Source organism: Pseudomonas sp. Pme6b (assembly GCF_058129925.1).
This window is the reverse complement of sequence record NZ_JBYJZN010000001.1, coordinates 24,147-41,627: the sequence shown is the minus strand read 5'-3', so window position 1 is coordinate 41,627 and position 17,481 is coordinate 24,147. Positions and strand designations below refer to the sequence as shown.

Here is a 17,481-nt window from a genome sequence, read left to right as displayed (position 1 = left end):
GGCAGGCCCTTGTTTTACCAGCTCGGTCTGGTAAATCGGTCTCCGTACAGGATCGCAAATTGATTCATTGCCACTTTCCAGTCGTGTGCCGCATGACCCCAGTTGGCGGTGATGTTGCGCAACCCAAGCCATATCAGTTTCGTCGCGGCCTCATCGGTCGGGAAGTGCCCTCGAGTCTTGATGATCTTGCGTAACTGGGCATTGATGCTCTCGATGGCATTGGTCGTGTAAACCACTTTGCGGATGCCCGCCGGGAAAACAAAAAACGGTATAACCCGATCCCAGGCGCGACGCCATGCAGCAACCACAGTCGGATACTGCTTGCCCCAGGGGCCCGCTTCAAAGGCGTTAAGCTCTTGCTCAGCCACATCTGCATTGATCGCCTGGTAGATCGGCTTGAGTGCTTTGGCCAGTGCCCGACGTTTATCCCAAGCGGCATAGTCCAAGCTGTTGCGGATCAGATGCACGATGCAGGTTTGCAGCGTCGTGGCAGGAAAAACCGCCCCCAACGCCTCCGGTATTCCTTTGAGGCCATCCGTGACGGCGATCAGAACATCTTCAACGCCACGAGTCTTGAGGTCGTTGAACACCTTCATCCAAAACTTGGCACCCTCGGTGCTCTCGATCCATATACCCACAATGTCGCGCGTGCCATCAGGTAATACCCCCAGCGCCAGATAAATAGCCTTGTTGCACACTAACCCCTCGTCCCGGATTTTGACCCGTAACGCATCGAAGAAGATCACCGGATACATCGGTTCCAAGGGTCGTTGCTGCCAAGCGCTCACCTCTTCCATGACCGCATCGGTGACTGAGCTGATGAAGTCATGGGACACGTCAGTTCCATACTGCTCAGACAGAAAAGCGCGGATCTCACGCACCGTCATGCCCCGGGCGTACATGGCAATTATCTTGTCGTCGAAGCCTGTAAAACGGCGTTCGTGCTTGGGAATCAGGATCGGGGCGAAGCTACCATCGCGGTCTCTGGGGATATCCAGGCGAAGCGGCCCGTCGTCGGTCAGAACCGTCTTGCTGCTTTTGCCATTACGCTGATTGGTCGACTCCTCAGGGCGCTCCGCGCCCTGAGGGCAACCAAGGTGGTGACCCAGCTCGGCGCCTAGCGCACGCTCGATCAGAGCCTTCTTGAACGCCATGGACGCGTCTTGAATGGCTTCGGCGCTCATCGGGCCTTTAACAAACTGCTCGATCAGCTCTTGGGGAATCGAGGGCAACTCCCTCGCTGTTGCATTGGCGGACTTCTTTTTGGTCGGCATACATGCACCTCTAGGGATGCTCCGATCAACTTGCCGCGCAGCGGTGGCAAGCCGTAATTTGCCAGGCACATAGCGCTATTTTTCTGAAAACGGTCTGATGCAGTGTGAGTCGAGCGCGTTTTTCGCTCGGTTTTCCGTGTTAAGCGCGCAACTCACCCAAACCCATTAGTCGCTTTCGAGCCATCCACAGGTTCGACAGGGCGAACAGCGTGGTCAGTTGGGCCGTGTTTTTCATCAGCCCACGAAAGCGTACTTTCACGTAACCAAACTGGCGCTTGATGACCCGAAACGGATGCTCGACCTTGGCGCGTGTCTGCGCTTTGCAGTACTCGATCTTGCGCTTGGCTTTGTACAACAGGCTGCGTTTGTTCAGCTTGGAATACGTGCTGCGCCGCGCCGCGATTTGCCAGATCACGTTACGATTTTCGTGCTCTTCACGCTTCTCGACACCGGTGTAGCCAGCGTCCGCATAGACCGCGTTTTCTTCCCCGTGGAGCAGTTCGGCGACTTGAGTGACATCGGCCACATTGGCCGCAGTGCCATGGACGTGATGAACCAGTCCAGACTCAACGTCAGCGCCGATGTGGGCCTTCATACCGAAGAAATACTGGTTACCCTTCTTTGTCTGATGCATCTCGGGATCACGCTCGCCGTCTTTGTTCTTGGTCGAGCTTGGGGCATGAATAATGGTGGCATCGACGATGGTGCCCTGGCGCAGCGACAGGCCTTTTTCCTGCAAATAACCGTTGATGACCGCGAGGATTGCAGGAGCCAGTTGATGTTTCTCCAGCAGGTGCCGGAAGTTCATGATCGTGGTGTCTTCCGGTATCGGCGCACTCAACGTCAGGCGTGCAAACTGGCGCATGGGGGTGATTTCGTAGAGCGCTTCTTCCATGGCCGGATCACTCAGGGAGAACCAGTTCTGCAGCAGGTGAATGCGCAGCATGGTTTCCAGCGGATAAGGTTTTCTGCCACCGCCGGCCTTGGGGTAGAACGGTTCGATCAGGCCCAGCAGACCTGTCCAGGGGACGACCTGATCCATCTCGGCGAGGAAGCGTTCGCGGCGTGTCTGCTTGCGCTTGCTGGCATATTCGAAATCGGAAAAGCTCATCTGGCTCATGGGAGGCTCGGATCAGGTGGTCAGGCGATTTTCGCATAACCGGGACTTGTTCGGAGATTCCCTAGCTACATGTTATGCCCGAACACAAAATTTCTGACAGTCTCGCAACAGGACGCAACGTACTACCACCAGCCTGACCACAAGCGATGCCACTGACACCCAGTCGTTAACCTATGCTAGCGATAGCAACCGACTGACCAGCGTCAATGGCTCGACACTGCCTATGGACGCTGCGGGTAACCACACTCAGATCAACGGCCGTCGATTCACCTACGACAGCCAAGGCCGTCTGAGCGAGGTCTATCAAGCAAACATCTACAAAATTGCCGACTACAAGTACAACGCATTAGGCCAACGAATCATCAAACGCATCTATGCGATGGGGAGCCAAACGGTAGCTGGCACAACCACCTACCTCTATGACTCAAGCGGCAAACTCCTCGGCCAAACGTTTTATGACGGAAACGGCCAGAAAACCAGCGGTCAATATTGGTTCTGGCTGGACAACATGCCGCTGGCACAGCTGACGGCGAACTTCTCTTCGCTAGGTGAAGTGAGCAGCAGCAAACTGATTTACCTGCATGTCGATCACCTGAACACACCAAGACTGGCGACAGACAGTTCCCAGGCACTGCTGTGGCGTTGGAACAGCGACGCGTATGGTGTAGGCGCGCCTGAAGAGGATGTGGACGGTGATGGCAAAGCTACAAGCATCGCGCTGCGGTTTCCAGGACAGATCTACGATGCGCAAACGCAGCTGAGCTATAACTATCACCGGGATTACAATCCGGACACAGGGCGGTATGTGCAGAGTGATCCGATTGGGCTAGGGGGCGGGCTTAACACCTATGCCTATGTGGAAGGCAACCCCATTAGATTCATCGATCCAAAAGGGCAAAGTATATGGATCGCGCCTGCTGCTGAAGCGGGAGCTACAGCCGGATCTTTTGTATGCCCGGGAGTAGGGACAGTTGTAGGGGCAGCGTTAGGTGCCGGCGTCGGTGTAGGATTAGGTTGGTACCTCAACGATAAATTTTTTAATGAGTCTGCTGATGAGGGGCGTGCCGACCATGCGGCCGGAAGGGCAGAGGATGCGAAAACCAATGCTGATCGCCAAGTTGGGGACAAAAACAAAGTGATGGAAAATGGAAAGACCTATGAGGATGCAGATACCGGTCATACCGTCCATGTAGACGGAGATCGGGTTGTAATCACAGATAGCCAAGGAAGACCCGTAACCCAGTTTAAAAACACACGCGCGAATACCAATTCGCGAGTCAACTCTGGAAAGTGGATACCTAGGTAAGACTTTATGAGTAAATACTACACTTCACAATTTGTTTGGAAGAAGATTGATGAAAATCGTGCTGTCCGGTATTTTTGCTTCTTTGATCTTTCCAGCAAAAAATACGCTGTACAAAACGCAGAGTTTTTTTACTTGCCTATCAATAGTCAGCGCTTATTAGAAGCTGACGTTAATGGTATAGAGCTTTTCATTGACACGAGCCCATTAGAACGATGTAATTGGTTTGATGAATTACTAGAAGCTGTTGCAGATCATGATTTAGTATTTTCATTATAGCGGTTTTTCGTTGGTTATGAGAATGTGTCAAGTGTAGATAAAGTAACGTTCGCGTCAATCTCCCGGCGAAGGTTGGGATTGGCGGGATCGAGGTGAGCTGGGATCTCGGGAGAGGCCGTAACTAACTGCTGCTACAGGCGATGATAGGCTCTGTAGCAGCGGTGGTGGACACCGAGCTGACAAATGCGATTCGCACTCAGGTTCCGGCTGCGAATGTCGATGCCAAAGGCCGGCTGGGTGCGGCACTTCAGCCCGCGGGCAAAGGTGCTTTCATCGATCTGAAGATGAGCTTTATCCAGCATCGGATCGTCAAAGAAAGTGAGGCATCTGGTCTGAAAGAGAGCATGGTATTGGTAGTGTCGCACAGCCAAAAAGGCGTGCTCACGGATGTCTTTAACCAGGAGCTGCCATTCGAGACTCGATGGTTCGATAACCTAATCCAGATGCCCGATGATGATCCCCGTCGTAGGATGGAGAAAGTTTACCTAGCCAAAGAGGTGCTGGGCGACTTACTGTAATTACAGAGTGGCTGTCGGCGCGCCGAGTGAAGCACAACGCCGCCGACTTTATTGGAGATATCAATGAGGGCTAAGCTTAAGCTCATCCATGTGAAACGTCCTCATCATCACAAAGCAGCGGAATTTCATAAGGGGCAATGGAAATTACCGAATCGCTAGAATTATTAGCCCTTCCAGTACACCACAGCGACTGTCTATCGTCTTTTCTAATGCTTGAAAAGAAAACCAAATCGAAACATGTAACTTTTTTCGACATTCTAGGCAATCTAATGATATTGCCAAAAAAATCTATTATCGGGGATTTAGCAATTATTACTTCAGCTTGCTCCTCTGAAGAGAAAGCCTTGATTGCCCTGCTGTCTATCTCATCAACTCGTGCAGTGAATATACTCTCTCCGTAATCAAGCTTGCGAATTACGTCGCCCGTAAAGAGCTGGGCATAGAGTTCAATGCATTGTTCGTCCTGCAGTGTCAAGTCCAATGTTTTCAGTCTGAGTTGCTTAGGAATTTTTGAGGCGATGATTTTGGGGAGCCCGCAGAATTCGGAAAAAATCGTACTACAAGGGCAGCGCTGGTGCTTACAAGCCAAGCTCGCTCTCCGATCCGAGACGTATGCGTTGCATCACGGCGTCAGCCGAAACCGTACCCCTGGGAGATGGCCCACGTAGCAGGAAGACGATCATATTGAGCGAGCCAAGGCACCAATTGAGGGTCAAGCCAGCCAATGACTTCTGTTCCCTTCATGTGCAGATCAAGCAGAGAAGGCGTAAGCCACAAGAGCTGTTCATGGTGAAACACCCGGTTTCGCAAGTTACGTATCAGGTTCAAGGCTGATGAGATAGTTTGACGTTTGCGCTGGTGCTTGGGGCAACGAGGGAAGACCAACCGCAGGTCTTTCCAAAGTACAGTCTGAAAGCTGCCGTTGAATAGTGAACTCCAGAAACCAAAGGCGAGCTCTGCTACAATTTTGTCAGTGGTGGCAGCTTCTGACCGGCGTTGCAATTTATTCTTCGCGCTTGCCACTTCCCTGCTCTGCCATGCGAACGCCTGATCGCTAGCCCATGCCTCCCACCAGTCGGCCCGGTGGTAGAGCGCTGACAGGCGACGATGGATACCATTCTTGAGTGCGATTTCCAAAACGCTGAGCATAGGCATCATGGCTTCAGCCAAGAGCATATTATTCACGTAGGCCGTTGCGGCTTTCACCTCATCGCCGGCGCATGAAGCGCGATAGCGGCTTAGCCGTGCGGATGAAAAATGTTTTTCAAGGTCAGACCAGTTCATTGGCATCATTTGGAATATTAGGATCATGATGATATACTGCGTGTGCAGCCCTAGGCTATGTTCTCTCCCAGCCACTATACTGGTGATGACTCTAGGTCAGTTCTTGGCCCCGTTATACGGGGCCACCCAGATTCAAGAAAAGCCCGCTTTTTGGCGGGCTTTTTGCATCTCATGGTTGTACGCCTAAAATGCCGAAAATTCCGGTCTGTCACTTTTATTGTTCTTTCGGTACCTGAATGACGCCATCAGCAATACCTTGGGCCAGCAACTCCATCATCTGCGCGAAGCGAAAGAATCCCGGATATTGTAGACAAATGTAGTCCATCTGGATTTTTGATGAGCTGTCGAGCACCTGTTTGAAAGCATTCATGTAGTCATAGCAGCCCTGTAATAGCTGACTATCGCCACTTTCTGTCGATGGAAATCGGCTGGCATAATCGTGGACTGTCTTCGCCAGTTGGTGTAGCTCTGCGGATAAATCGAGCATTGTTCTACCTAATGAAAAGGGGTCGATCCTGTTGACCAGGAGACTGAAAATGCTTCAGCCAGGTCACAGACGGGTACTGGTCCAAGCAGCATTTCAGACATCTGCCTTAGCCGCCAGGTGCTGCGCCCAAACACGTTTTACCTGGCTGACGCTGACCCCCGCCAGCCGAGCAGTCTCTGCAATGCTACACCCGCCGCCTTTAAGAGCAATGATCTGTTCATGCACTTTAGCATTCGGCTTGCGTCCTCTATATAGGGGTCGCCTCAGAAAACGGATTTTAAAGTACGCTAAGCGATTTCACTCGTCGTAATGGTCAGAATTTCCCCGCGCTGTTGCCGCTAAAGCTGGATTTCTCCATCAGTGAAAGCTCTGCGCGCAGATTAATGTTGCTTCAGCGGCTATGGCATAGATTAGGGAACTTGCTTGGGGGGAACTGACCCGGCCAAATGACGACATAGCTAGCATGATTGCAGGACTGAACAAGGGCGAAGCGCGCAATGCGCTGGCCAGGGCTGTCTTCTTTAACCGGCTGGGCGAAATCCGAGACCGTAGCTTCGAACAGCAACGCTACCGTGCCAGCGGCCTCAACTTGGTGACTGCTGCAATAGTGCTGTGGAACACGGTTTACCTGGAGCGGTCCGCAAACGCATTACGCGGACATGGCACCGCTGTCGATGAATCGCTGCTGCAGTACCTGTCGCCGCTGGGCTGGGAGCACATCAACCTAACTGGTGATTACCTGTGACGCAGCACCGTCAAGGTGGGTGGAGGAAGATTCCGGCCATTACGACGACTGAAATCGCTTAGCGTACTTTAAAATCCGTTTTCTGAGGCGACCCCCGCTGACCAGCTCTTGCAGGGTGGTGTAGCCGGGCCGGATGATCTTGTGCTCGTTGAGCCAGACGATCAGCTCGGCGGCCACGAACCCTGGCGTCATGTCACGCCTTGCGGCTTGCGTGGCCTGCTGCCCAAGCTGCGGCAGGAAGTCGGCCGTCCAAAGCCGATAGCCGAACAGCTCGGAGACCCCTTCGCGCTGGGTGTAATGCTCATGTTTGGTGATCGGCTTGCGCTCGAACGTCTCGCCGTGGAAATAGCGGCTCAACACGAAAGTGCAATCGTCCTCGACCTCGTTCCAGTCGAAGCGGAAGAAGGCATGCTTGGCCTTGAAGTAACCGATCTGCAAAAAGCAGTAGACTTGGGCAGGTAGGCTGGGACGATTGCCGGCGAACGCCAGTTCGGTTTCCGATAACGATAGAAATTCAAGTCGCTGACCGTCGTCGAAATCCGGCAACCCGTATAGGGCTTCCTGTTCGGCGTCGGACAGGACACTGATCAGCTTGTTCTTATGGATCATCAGCAACTCTTCCGTAACCTTGCCTACCGACACGCGCCAGGGTTTCGATCAAGGTGGTGCGCTTAACACCGAAGTTACGGCACACGGCGGCCTTAGACATGCCATCGTTCAGCGCAGCAACGATGGCATCCAGCTTCTCACCGGTGATCGCCTGCGGCCGTCCGCCAATGCGACCGCGCCGCCGGGCGGCGGCCAGACCCGCGACGACGCGCTCCTGGATCAGCGCGCGTTCGTATTGCGCGAGCGCACCGAACACATGAAAAAGCAGCTCGCCAGACGCCGTGGTGGTATCCATGCCCTCGGTCAGCGAGCGGAACGCCACCTGTTTGTCCCGGAGCGAGGTCACGATGCTGAGCAGATGCGACAGCGAGCGACCGAGCCGATCCAGCTTCCAGACCACAAGTACGTCGCCGGGGCGAACGAATTGGAGCGCTTGAGCCAAACCCGTGCGGTTATCCTTCGTGCCGGAGACGTAATCCTCAAACAGGTGTCGTGCATCGATGCCGGCACTGAGCAGCGCATCGCGTTGTAAGTCAGTGTTTTGCCTGTCTGAGTCCGACGACACGCGCATGTACCCAACCAACATAGACGAATAACCATCAAGAATAGGTTTCCGTATGGTAGCGGAATGCGACAGAGTTTTCCGCACATTTCTAGAGCGTCTGCACGATCATATTCGCCAGATGGTGGCCGGTGATACGATCGTTGGATTTACCGCTTCAGCGCGGTTCAATACAGGTTTATTCGCAGTTAATGCTGGTTGCCCCATCTGGTCAGTCGCAATTAATCCTGGTCAAAAACCGCGCTGATTGCAGGTTGGGGATTTTTCATTTTAAGGTTACACCTAGGGATGCTCCGATCAACTTGCCGCGCAGCGGTGGCAAGCCGTAATTTGCCAGGCACATAGCGCTATTTTTCTGAAAACGGTCTGATGCAGTGTGAGTCGAGCGCGTTTTTCGCTCGGTTTTCCGTGTTAAGCGCGCAACTCACCCAAACCCATTAGTCGCTTTCGAGCCATCCACAGGTTCGACAGGGCGAACAGCGTGGTCAGTTGGGCCGTGTTTTTCATCAGCCCACGAAAGCGTACTTTCACGTAACCAAACTGGCGCTTGATGACCCGAAACGGATGCTCGACCTTGGCGCGTGTCTGCGCTTTGCAGTACTCGATCTTGCGCTTGGCTTTGTACAACAGGCTGCGTTTGTTCAGCTTGGAATACGTGCTGCGCCGCGCCGCGATTTGCCAGATCACGTTACGATTTTCGTGCTCTTCACGCTTCTCGACACCGGTGTAGCCAGCGTCCGCATAGACCGCGTTTTCTTCCCCGTGGAGCAGTTCGGCGACTTGAGTGACATCGGCCACATTGGCCGCAGTGCCATGGACGTGATGAACCAGTCCAGACTCAACGTCAGCGCCGATGTGGGCCTTCATACCGAAGAAATACTGGTTACCCTTCTTTGTCTGATGCATCTCGGGATCACGCTCGCCGTCTTTGTTCTTGGTCGAGCTTGGGGCATGAATAATGGTGGCATCGACGATGGTGCCCTGGCGCAGCGACAGGCCTTTTTCCTGCAAATAACCGTTGATGACCGCGAGGATTGCAGGAGCCAGTTGATGTTTCTCCAGCAGGTGCCGGAAGTTCATGATCGTGGTGTCTTCCGGTATCGGCGCACTCAACGTCAGGCGTGCAAACTGGCGCATGGGGGTGATTTCGTAGAGCGCTTCTTCCATGGCCGGATCACTCAGGGAGAACCAGTTCTGCAGCAGGTGAATGCGCAGCATGGTTTCCAGCGGATAAGGTTTTCTGCCACCGCCGGCCTTGGGGTAGAACGGTTCGATCAGGCCCAGCAGACCTGTCCAGGGGACGACCTGATCCATCTCGGCGAGGAAGCGTTCGCGGCGTGTCTGCTTGCGCTTGCTGGCATATTCGAAATCGGAAAAGCTCATCTGGCTCATGGGAGGCTCGGATCAGGTGGTCAGGCGATTTTCGCATAACCGGGACTTGTTCGGAGATTCCTTAGGAGTAATTCTGAAAAAATCGGTTCTGGCATTGTTTTCGTTTGCGATATATCTACCAAGATCAAGCTGGTCTTCATTAAGTTCATCTTGAGCCTGCGGGCGTACGATAATATTTTTTTTGTGGTCGAGATCAATGAGCGTCTGAAAATAATTTCTTTGCGCTGCGTCATTCATGAGTGTTGTTTTGGGCGTGTCATTCTTGTAGATCATGTAAACAACCTTTACGCTTTTGTGCGGAAGAGCTTCAGCTTCTGCAGTGAACCGCCCCGGGTTTCTCGGAGACTCCAACCTTTGAGAGGATGGAGCGATGAAAAAACTACCGAAGTATTCCCCAGAGGTCCGTGAGCGGGCCATCAGGATGGTTTTCGAACACCTTCCTGAGTACGAGTCGCAGTGGGCCACCATCAGTGCCATTGCCCCCAAGATCGGCTGCACGCCCGAGACATTACGGCTGTGGGTTCGCCAATCTGAGCGCAACAGCGGCCAGCGTGATGGGCTGAGCACAGTCGAACGTGAGCGAGTCAAGCTCTTGGAGCGTGAGAACCGTCAGTTGCGTCAAGCTAACGAGATCTTGCGTAAGGCCTCAGCCTATTTTGCCCAGGCGGAGCTCGACCGCCCATTCAAACGATGAAGACGTTTATTGATGAAAACCGCCAGTCTTACGGGGTCGAGCCGATTTGCAAGGTGTTGCCAATCGCCCCGTCGACGTACTACCGGTACGCTGCTCAGCAGGCTGACCCCAGCCAGCAGTCAGCGCGTGCGCAGCGTGACCAGGAACTGGGTGAGCACATCCAGCGAGTCTGGGATGAGCACTTCCAGGTATATGGCGTGCGCAAGGTCTGGCGACAATTGCTGCGTGACGGACTGCAAGTCGCCCGCTGTACGGTGCAACGTCTGATGGGAGAGCTGGGCCTGCAAGGCGTGGTACGCGGCAAGCCCGTCAAGACGACGGTCAGCGACCAAGCCAGGCCGTGCCCGCAGGATCATGTCAACCGTCAGTTTGTGGCTGAGTGCCCGAACGCCCTATGGGTATCGGACTTTACCTACGTCAGTACCTGGCAGGGTTTTGTTTACGTGGCCTTCATCATTGATGTCTTTGCCCGATTCATCGTCGGTTGGAAGGTGTCCAGTTCAGCGCGTACCGATTTTGTACTCGATGCACTGGAGCAAGCCCTTTACGCCCGTCGCCCAGTCAAGCAGGGTGGACTCATTCACCACAGTGACCGTGGCGTGCAGTACGTGTCCATTCGCTATACCGAGCGTCTTGTCGAAGCCGGTATTGAGCCATCGGTCGGGAGTGTCGGTGACTCTTACGACAATGCTTTGGCTGAGACCATCAATGGTCTTTACAAGGCTGAAGTGATTCATCGACGCTCTTGGCCCACACGGGGGGCGGTGGAGCTGGAAACCCTGAAATGGGTGGACTGGTTCAATCACCGCCGCCTGCTGGAGCCAATCGGTCATATTCCACCGGTCGAAGCAGAAGCAATCTATTATCAGCAACTCACCGAGTCTGCCCAGGTGGCATGACTCAAACAAAAGGGTCTCCGAGAAACCCGGGGCGGTTCACACCAGTTGATCCCGCGCAACCTTGGGCTTCACCAAGGTGGCTTTACCAGCCTCATCGACGCCGTGAACGGCGAATACGGCCTTGGCTAGATCGATTCCCACGGTAATAATTGGCATGGACTTCCCCTCCTGTGGTTTTGATGCAGGTTTGACACTTCATCATGGCACTTCGATGCCGATTCGCGACTTTCGCCGCGCCCTCTGGACGGGGAAGTCCCTTTCATTCGCTAGCGTGAATTTTGTCAGGTTGAGGTCATAGAAGTTGACGGCGATCCGTCAGGAAATACAGAAAACCGTCCTAGTCTGACAGGGGGCTGGTGAGCGGCCTGACGCCGGGTTGAGGTGTAGCCCAACCTGGCATCACGCTTGACGACACATTATTATTCACTATGATTATATTTAAATCGAAACGAATCAGGACTAACCGCATATGGCAACCACCGCCAAAACCCGATCTGTCACAGCTCACGTTCCGGTTCAGCTGGCGGAAAAAGTCGATTTGATGGCTGAGCGTCTGGAGCGCTCTAAAAACTGGATCGTCAAGCAAGCCCTGTCTGCTTGGATAGACCAGGAAGAAGAGCGTAGTCGCCTGACCCGTGAGGCCTTGGCTGATGTTGACGCTGGACGCGTTATTGATCACCAAGCCGTCCAGGCCTGGGCTGACAGTCTTAGCACCGACACTCCGTTGCCGGTGCCGCGCTGATGGAATTGAAGTGGACAAGCAAGGCGCTTTCCGACATTACCAGGCTATACGAGTTTCTGGCCTTGGCGAATCAACCTGCCGCAGCACGAGTAGTGCAGCAACTCACCACAGCACCTACCACGCTTCTGACTAACCCGCGCATTGGCGAACGCCTAGAGGAGTTCGAGCCAAAGGACGTACGCCGAATTCAGATCGGCCAATACGAGATGCGTTACGAGATAGCGGATTCAACTATTTACCTGCTGCGCCTGTGGCACACCCGCGAAGACCGATAGAGGAACGGAACACACCAACTGGCGGGCCTACGACTGATCGGAAAACCTTAGCGAATGAAAGGGACTTCCCCGTCCAGAGGGCGCGGCGAAAGTCGCGAATCGGCATCGAAGTGCCATGATGAAGTGTCAAACCTGCATCAAAACCACAGGAGGGGAAGTCCATGCCAATTATTACCGTGGGAATCGATCTAGCCAAGGCCGTATTCGCCGTTCACGGCGTCGATGAGGCTGGTAAAGCCACCTTGGTGAAGCCCAAGGTTGCGCGGGATCAACTGGTGCCATTGATCGCCCAGTTGCCCCCGTGCTTGATTGGTATGGAGGCTTGCTCAGGCGCTCATCATTGGGCGAGGGTGTTCGCCGAGCACGGCCATACGGTCAAGTTGATGGCTCCTAAACTCGTTTCGCCTTATCGAATGTCGGGTAAGCGCGGCAAGAACGATGCCGCAGATGCTGCCGCGATCTGTGAGGCAGTGACCCGACCCAGCATGCGGTTTGTCCCTGTTAAAGACGAGCATCAGCAGGCCACTCTTTGCCTTCATCGAACCCGCCAGGGATTCATCGAAGAACGCACCTCTACGTACAACCGACTGCGCGGATTACTTTCTGAATTCGGCGTGGTCCTGCCACAAAGCCCAGAGCGATTGAGAAAAGAGATTGGTCCCTGTCTGGACACCTTGCCTGGCTGGGCAAGACGGTGCATGAGTGAACTGTTGGAGCACACCAGCCATATCGAGGATCGGCTGGTGGAACTTGATCGAGCCATCAATCAGATCGCTCGCGAAGATGATCGTAGCCGTAGGCTGCTGCAATTGCGTGGGGTTGGCTCGACCACTGCAAGTGCTTTAGTGGCCAGTATTGGAGATGGGCACGACTTCAGAAACGGACGCCAAGTGGCTGCCTGGCTCGGTTTGACGCCAGGCCAATACAGTAGCGGCGGCAAGCAGCGCCTGGGGAGTATCACCAAAGCCGGGGGATGCCTATTTACGCAGTCTACTGGTGCTTGGAGCTCGATCTGTCATGGCCAACCTGGGCGATAAGCAAGACCCTCTCAGTCGCTGGATCCGCAACCTCATGGAGCGACGGGGTTACTGGCGTGCGGCCGTGGCGATTGCCGCCAAGAATGCGAGGATGGCCTGGGCCGTTCTGCATTACGGCGACACGTTCAAGCCTGAACAGGCAGAACCAACGGGCGCGTAAACACCAGAGGTCATGACTGATCACCTTGTAAGGCGTTAGGGCGAGGATCATGAGCGGATAAAAGGATCAATGTGCACTGCCGTCGTTGATGTGAAGCGGGTTGGACCTGCGTGGGGGATACCTGAAAAATCGTATGGGAAATTCAGTCCCGGTTAGCGAACGAGGCCCTCACGTGCGTCTTTCATCAGGGTCCGAGCGATCAGCTCAAGATGACCGTTTGTAGTACCGCAGTCCTTCACCTTCTTACGTCGATCCGGCATATGCAGCGGAGTCAAACAGAAACTATTGGGCTTGTGCTCAATGGGGAAGCCCTTGTAGTACGATTTTTTCCGAATTCTGCGGGCTCCCCTTAGGGCAATAGATACCTGGGGATTTTCGCTTTTTACCGCCTCGGCACCGAAATACTCAGCACTTATGGTGACCTCAGCCAGACCTTCGTAGGCAGCAGCCATTGCGTGAACTCCTTTAGTTAGCCGCCTTCAAACAGACGAAATTTTATCGACGCAAACGATACCAAACAAGCTATACCTGCCAACATAAAAGAGAGTCGATAACCAAAGCTGGAGATAATCAAACCAAAGAGCACCTGACCGAAGAAGAAAGAAAAATCGTACACTGAGCTGAAAATAGAAAGTTGAGTTGAGCTTGCTTCGGGATTTTGTTCCGCATTCAATCCTATTAATGAGGGGAAAACCAGCCCCCACCCGAGGCCCATGAAAGACGAAGCCGCAAGCATCATAGATTTCGAGTTGGATGCTGCGAGCACCGTGAGCGCCAGCGTGCATAACAGAGCGCCTGCCTGAGCGAGCCAAGTGAAACTTCGCCAACAGCTCAGTTTCGACATATTCACCCTGATAGCAAGTGTGGCACAAGCAAATATGAGGAAGAAGGCGCTCACAGACCCATAACCCTCCTGCCGCGAAAAAATCGGAACAAATGCTTCTGCCATACCTAGGGGGGCAGCGACCAGCATCAGTTGGATGCATGTCGAGCGCAGTGGCGGAGGTTTCTTGCTCTTCGTACTAATGGTCGGCCCTGATGGGGAATTCAAGAGAGGCTCGCGACCTGCGCAAATAAATGCCGCAGCCAAAAAACACATGGCAGAAGCCATCTCAAAAGTGCGTGCGTAACCTAAACGCTGAATAACAAATTCGCCTAATGCAGGGCCTAGCGCATAACCAAGAAAGCTAAATATACTGTTGATTGAAAACTGGCTGGCGCGCTCACGAGCCTGCGCAGAATTAACAGCAAAGGCCAGTATTCCAATAATTGAAATCGTGTAGCCTATACCCTGAACGAAGCGCACTGACACCAACTGAAAAATCCCTTCAACTTCATTTGTGATGAGATATGCAAACGCCGTCGTCACGAGCCCAAAAACAATCAGCATTTTCTTTTTTTTATATTCTAGCAGGCGGGAAATGTAAACTCTAAAAAGTATCGGAGCAAGCCAAAAAGCCCCGCTAACAATTCCAATCCTGGCTTGGGTCAAGCCTGTATCCTCCAAGGATCTTGATAACAAAGGGATGGTGCAGCCGATACTGCCCAAAAGCAGGAACGTTGCTATGTTCGGCAGCCACACCCTAACACCCGAATAATCCATTTTTCAGCCCTGTATTTGGCTTCGGCAACCGCAAAATATATTGAGTTCACCAAGAAATTGAGGCGACTTGCTTCCAAGAGTCGATATCAGCTCGAGTCGGCACCATCCACGGTTTTCGTTGTTGAAGCTTTCCGATTCCTGATTTTGGATAGCCAGTCAGAAGACTGTAGTCAACTTGAAGGATGCGGTCAGTCCGAACTTCTTCAGAAACAGCCATGCCTAAGAATTTTTGATAGAAGCCAGCATGATCAGCACGCACTTCCCCGGTGATAAAATCAATATCGTCAATGGCTTGTATGGCCATCGCTGCCTTAAGAAGTGCGCAGGCAGCAATTGGGAAATTTCCACCCTCCGTGATGGCGAATCTATTAAACTCCAGAATGTTTGGGCTGGAATTCGAGATGTGAACCGCCCCGGGTTTCTCGGAGACTCCAACCTTTGAGAGGATGGAGCGATGAAAAAACTACCGAAGTATTCCCCAGAGGTCCGTGAGCGGGCCATCAGGATGGTTTTCGAACACCTTCCTGAGTACGAGTCGCAGTGGGCCACCATCAGTGCCATTGCCCCCAAGATCGGCTGCACGCCCGAGACATTACGGCTGTGGGTTCGCCAATCTGAGCGCAACAGCGGCCAGCGTGATGGGCTGAGCACAGTCGAACGTGAGCGAGTCAAGCTCTTGGAGCGTGAGAACCGTCAGTTGCGTCAAGCTAACGAGATCTTGCGTAAGGCCTCAGCCTATTTTGCCCAGGCGGAGCTCGACCGCCCATTCAAACGATGAAGACGTTTATTGATGAAAACCGCCAGTCTTACGGGGTCGAGCCGATTTGCAAGGTGTTGCCAATCGCCCCGTCGACGTACTACCGGTACGCTGCTCAGCAGGCTGACCCCAGCCAGCAGTCAGCGCGTGCGCAGCGTGACCAGGAACTGGGTGAGCACATCCAGCGAGTCTGGGATGAGCACTTCCAGGTATATGGCGTGCGCAAGGTCTGGCGACAATTGCTGCGTGACGGACTGCAAGTCGCCCGCTGTACGGTGCAACGTCTGATGGGAGAGCTGGGCCTGCAAGGCGTGGTACGCGGCAAGCCCGTCAAGACGACGGTCAGCGACCAAGCCAGGCCGTGCCCGCAGGATCATGTCAACCGTCAGTTTGTGGCTGAGTGCCCGAACGCCCTATGGGTATCGGACTTTACCTACGTCAGTACCTGGCAGGGTTTTGTTTACGTGGCCTTCATCATTGATGTCTTTGCCCGATTCATCGTCGGTTGGAAGGTGTCCAGTTCAGCGCGTACCGATTTTGTACTCGATGCACTGGAGCAAGCCCTTTACGCCCGTCGCCCAGTCAAGCAGGGTGGACTCATTCACCACAGTGACCGTGGCGTGCAGTACGTGTCCATTCGCTATACCGAGCGTCTTGTCGAAGCCGGTATTGAGCCATCGGTCGGGAGTGTCGGTGACTCTTACGACAATGCTTTGGCTGAGACCATCAATGGTCTTTACAAGGCTGAAGTGATTCATCGACGCTCTTGGCCCACACGGGGGCGGTGGAGCTGGAAACCCTGAAATGGGTGGACTGGTTCAATCACCGCCGCCTGCTGGAGCCAATCGGTCATATTCCACCGGTCGAAGCAGAAGCAATCTATTATCAGCAACTCACCGAGTCTGCCCAGGTGGCATGACTCAAACAAAAGGGTCTCCGAGAAACCCGGGGCGGTTCAATGCATTGGTCTATATGATCTTTCCAGAGCTCATAGCTCAACAGCCTATCAATCGTGTCCCTGTTCGCTCGAATGATCCGCATCGTGCCAATCGGCTCATTCTTTTGGAATGCAATGAGCGAGTCCACCCAAGGATTTTCGTCCGTAGCATCGAACCCCATGCGCTTGCCATTGTTGCTCCACTCATATTTTGCGTATGCATTGATTCTCAACTCATGGACAGCTTGCTTGTCTTGATGTGATTCAGAGAGCCGTACGGTTATGCCAGAGAACATGTTTTTCATAAATTTCGATTGATCATTCGTTGTGGACGTTGTAAGCCGGGACCCCAGATATTTCCGTCGCCCCATCTTGAGGGATGGCAAGGGTTCGTTTAAAAAACAGCAAAACCAACTAGGGCTCGCGTTGCTGGAGTTGCGCGTGCTGGTTCAGACTCTGTGTCCACCAGAATAAGCGCCATGTGAACCTGCTCTGTTGATACCCACCAACGCATACTGAACTGCAGGACAACTGAGTGGCAACTGGGCAAGAAAAAGTTCCATTTTGATGGGGTAACAGTAGTGTCACCAGCCGCCACCTCGATTACAGCAATGCCAGCCTGGCGTTCATGCATAGGTGTAGCGGCTTGCAATCGAAAACAGCCGTGCTCGCAATCAGCGCAATTTTCGGCTCAGATTAACTGCGACTGACGGAGCCGTCTGGCTCAGATTAATTGCGAGCGAGCTTGCATTCAGCCGCATCGACTTGCATTCCATCGTTTCCGGCTCACATTAGCTGCAACTG

17 protein-coding genes, 7 pseudogenes and 2 other annotated features are annotated in these 17,481 nt (G+C 53.5%); of the genes and pseudogenes, 9 read left to right on the top strand and 15 right to left on the bottom strand.

Features of this window, described 5'->3' with window-relative positions; all coding sequences use genetic code 11:
• Window positions 1–14: 14 nt before the first annotated feature.
• The gene (locus AC4ANE_RS27895; protein WP_460237255.1) at window positions 15–1,274 is read right to left on the bottom strand and encodes an IS256-like element ISPsy17 family transposase; all 1,260 of its coding nucleotides are present in this window, start codon (window positions 1,272–1,274) and stop codon (window positions 15–17) included.
• Window positions 1,275–1,413: 139 nt separating this feature from the next.
• Window positions 1,414–2,394: an IS5 family transposase gene (locus tag AC4ANE_RS27890; protein WP_044424202.1), complete on the bottom strand. Its 981-nt coding sequence runs from the start codon at window positions 2,392–2,394 to the stop codon at window positions 1,414–1,416.
• A gap of 106 nt (window positions 2,395–2,500) precedes the next feature.
• On the opposite strand from AC4ANE_RS27890, the pseudogene AC4ANE_RS27885 reads away from it, so the two are divergent.
• The 3 genes and pseudogenes from AC4ANE_RS27885 to AC4ANE_RS27875 form a co-directional block, all read left to right on the top strand.
• A pseudogene (locus AC4ANE_RS27885) lies at window positions 2,501–3,290 on the top strand (RHS repeat-associated core domain-containing protein); the annotation flags it as partial.
• A gap of 416 nt (window positions 3,291–3,706) precedes the next feature.
• On the top strand, window positions 3,707–3,976 hold the full coding sequence (locus AC4ANE_RS27880) for a hypothetical protein (protein ID WP_032494242.1): 270 nt from the start codon (window positions 3,707–3,709) through the stop codon (window positions 3,974–3,976).
• 164 nt (window positions 3,977–4,140) lie between these two features.
• Entirely contained in the window at window positions 4,141–4,494 is a 354-nt protein-coding gene (locus AC4ANE_RS27875) for a hypothetical protein (RefSeq protein WP_231993712.1), read from the top strand.
• Between the two features lie 82 nt (window positions 4,495–4,576).
• Here AC4ANE_RS27875 and AC4ANE_RS27870 read toward each other — a convergent pair whose 3' ends face one another.
• The 4 genes and pseudogenes from AC4ANE_RS27870 to AC4ANE_RS27855 all read right to left on the bottom strand — a co-directional run.
• The gene (locus AC4ANE_RS27870) at window positions 4,577–5,083 is read right to left on the bottom strand and encodes a hypothetical protein (protein WP_460409074.1); all 507 of its coding nucleotides are present in this window, start codon (window positions 5,081–5,083) and stop codon (window positions 4,577–4,579) included.
• A 41-nt stretch (window positions 5,084–5,124) separates the two neighbouring features.
• Window positions 5,125–5,805 (bottom strand): Abi family protein, encoded by a 681-nt coding sequence (locus tag AC4ANE_RS27865; RefSeq protein ID WP_007253132.1) that lies wholly within the window; start codon window positions 5,803–5,805, stop codon window positions 5,125–5,127.
• A gap of 187 nt (window positions 5,806–5,992) precedes the next feature.
• Window positions 5,993–6,265 (bottom strand): hypothetical protein, encoded by a 273-nt coding sequence (locus AC4ANE_RS27860; RefSeq protein ID WP_007253133.1) that lies wholly within the window; start codon window positions 6,263–6,265, stop codon window positions 5,993–5,995.
• Window positions 6,266–6,358: 93 nt separating this feature from the next.
• Window positions 6,359–6,520 (bottom strand): annotated as a pseudogene (locus tag AC4ANE_RS27855) (helix-turn-helix domain-containing protein); the annotation flags it as partial.
• A 214-nt stretch (window positions 6,521–6,734) separates the two neighbouring features.
• On the opposite strand from AC4ANE_RS27855, the pseudogene AC4ANE_RS27850 reads away from it, so the two are divergent.
• Window positions 6,735–7,007, top strand: a pseudogene (locus AC4ANE_RS27850) (Tn3 family transposase); the annotation flags it as partial.
• 99 nt (window positions 7,008–7,106) lie between these two features.
• Here the strand turns inward: AC4ANE_RS27850 and AC4ANE_RS27845 are convergent.
• The 4 genes and pseudogenes from AC4ANE_RS27845 to AC4ANE_RS27830 all read right to left on the bottom strand — a co-directional run.
• Window positions 7,107–7,619: pseudogene (locus AC4ANE_RS27845) on the bottom strand (DUF4158 domain-containing protein); the annotation flags it as partial.
• Window positions 7,609–8,205 carry a recombinase family protein gene (locus tag AC4ANE_RS27840; RefSeq protein WP_057425230.1) on the bottom strand — a complete coding sequence of 199 codons (597 nt, stop codon included), beginning with the start codon at window positions 8,203–8,205 and terminating at the stop codon, window positions 7,609–7,611. The pseudogene AC4ANE_RS27845 and the gene AC4ANE_RS27840, both read right to left, overlap by 11 nt.
• Window positions 8,206–8,592: 387 nt before the next feature.
• Window positions 8,593–9,573, bottom strand: coding sequence for an IS5 family transposase (locus AC4ANE_RS27835; protein ID WP_044424202.1), 981 nt, complete (start codon window positions 9,571–9,573; stop codon window positions 8,593–8,595).
• A gap of 12 nt (window positions 9,574–9,585) precedes the next feature.
• A complete protein-coding gene (locus tag AC4ANE_RS27830; protein WP_460409073.1) occupies window positions 9,586–9,846 on the bottom strand; it encodes a hypothetical protein in 261 nt (86 codons plus the stop codon).
• 97 nt (window positions 9,847–9,943) lie between these two features.
• Between AC4ANE_RS27830 and AC4ANE_RS27825 the strand changes: the two genes are divergently transcribed.
• A protein-coding gene (locus tag AC4ANE_RS27825; protein WP_095178853.1) for an IS3-like element IS51 family transposase occupies window positions 9,944–11,166 on the top strand; the annotation gives its coding sequence in 2 pieces (ribosomal slippage) (window positions 9,944–10,229 and window positions 10,229–11,166; 1,224 coding nt in all).
• Window positions 10,222–10,338 (top strand) — a sequence feature (AL1L pseudoknot). It overlaps the preceding gene by 117 nt.
• 39 nt (window positions 11,167–11,205) lie before the next feature.
• On the opposite strand, the pseudogene AC4ANE_RS27820 reads toward AC4ANE_RS27825, so the two are convergent.
• Window positions 11,206–11,322, bottom strand: a pseudogene (locus AC4ANE_RS27820) (IS110 family transposase); the annotation flags it as partial.
• Window positions 11,323–11,635: 313 nt separating this feature from the next.
• Here AC4ANE_RS27820 and AC4ANE_RS27815 point away from each other — a divergent pair.
• The 3 genes and pseudogenes from AC4ANE_RS27815 to AC4ANE_RS27805 all read left to right on the top strand — a co-directional run bounded on the left by AC4ANE_RS27815 (window position 11,636) and on the right by AC4ANE_RS27805 (window position 13,380).
• The gene (locus tag AC4ANE_RS27815) at window positions 11,636–11,908 is read left to right on the top strand and encodes a CopG family ribbon-helix-helix protein (RefSeq protein WP_015060662.1); all 273 of its coding nucleotides are present in this window, start codon (window positions 11,636–11,638) and stop codon (window positions 11,906–11,908) included.
• Window positions 11,908–12,183: a type II toxin-antitoxin system RelE/ParE family toxin gene (locus tag AC4ANE_RS27810; RefSeq protein WP_015060661.1), complete on the top strand. Its 276-nt coding sequence runs from the start codon at window positions 11,908–11,910 to the stop codon at window positions 12,181–12,183. Before AC4ANE_RS27815 ends, AC4ANE_RS27810 begins: the two co-directional genes overlap by 1 nt.
• Before the next feature lie 161 nt (window positions 12,184–12,344).
• Window positions 12,345–13,380, top strand: a pseudogene (locus AC4ANE_RS27805) (IS110-like element ISPsy16 family transposase).
• Between the two features lie 152 nt (window positions 13,381–13,532).
• Here the strand turns inward: AC4ANE_RS27805 and AC4ANE_RS27800 are convergent.
• From AC4ANE_RS27800 to AC4ANE_RS27790, 3 genes are read right to left on the bottom strand one after another with little or no spacing between them, the layout of a single operon-like run.
• A complete protein-coding gene (locus AC4ANE_RS27800; RefSeq protein ID WP_082301236.1) occupies window positions 13,533–13,832 on the bottom strand; it encodes a hypothetical protein in 300 nt (99 codons plus the stop codon).
• A gap of 17 nt (window positions 13,833–13,849) precedes the next feature.
• The gene (locus tag AC4ANE_RS27795; RefSeq protein ID WP_058887150.1) at window positions 13,850–14,983 is read right to left on the bottom strand and encodes an MFS transporter; all 1,134 of its coding nucleotides are present in this window, start codon (window positions 14,981–14,983) and stop codon (window positions 13,850–13,852) included.
• Between the two features lie 46 nt (window positions 14,984–15,029).
• Window positions 15,030–15,287, bottom strand: a complete 258-nt coding sequence (locus AC4ANE_RS27790) for a hypothetical protein (protein WP_460409071.1) — start codon at window positions 15,285–15,287, stop codon at window positions 15,030–15,032.
• A gap of 150 nt (window positions 15,288–15,437) precedes the next feature.
• On the opposite strand from AC4ANE_RS27790, the pseudogene AC4ANE_RS27785 reads away from it, so the two are divergent.
• Window positions 15,438–16,659, top strand: a pseudogene (locus AC4ANE_RS27785) (IS3-like element IS51 family transposase).
• Window positions 15,716–15,832: a sequence feature (AL1L pseudoknot), on the top strand. (Overlaps the previous pseudogene by 117 nt.)
• Here the strand turns inward: AC4ANE_RS27785 and AC4ANE_RS27780 are convergent.
• On the bottom strand, window positions 16,626–16,973 hold the full coding sequence (locus tag AC4ANE_RS27780) for an N-acyl amino acid synthase FeeM domain-containing protein (protein WP_489981740.1): 348 nt from the start codon (window positions 16,971–16,973) through the stop codon (window positions 16,626–16,628). The pseudogene AC4ANE_RS27785 and the gene AC4ANE_RS27780 overlap by 34 nt on opposite strands.
• Window positions 16,974–17,481 lie beyond the last annotated feature (508 nt).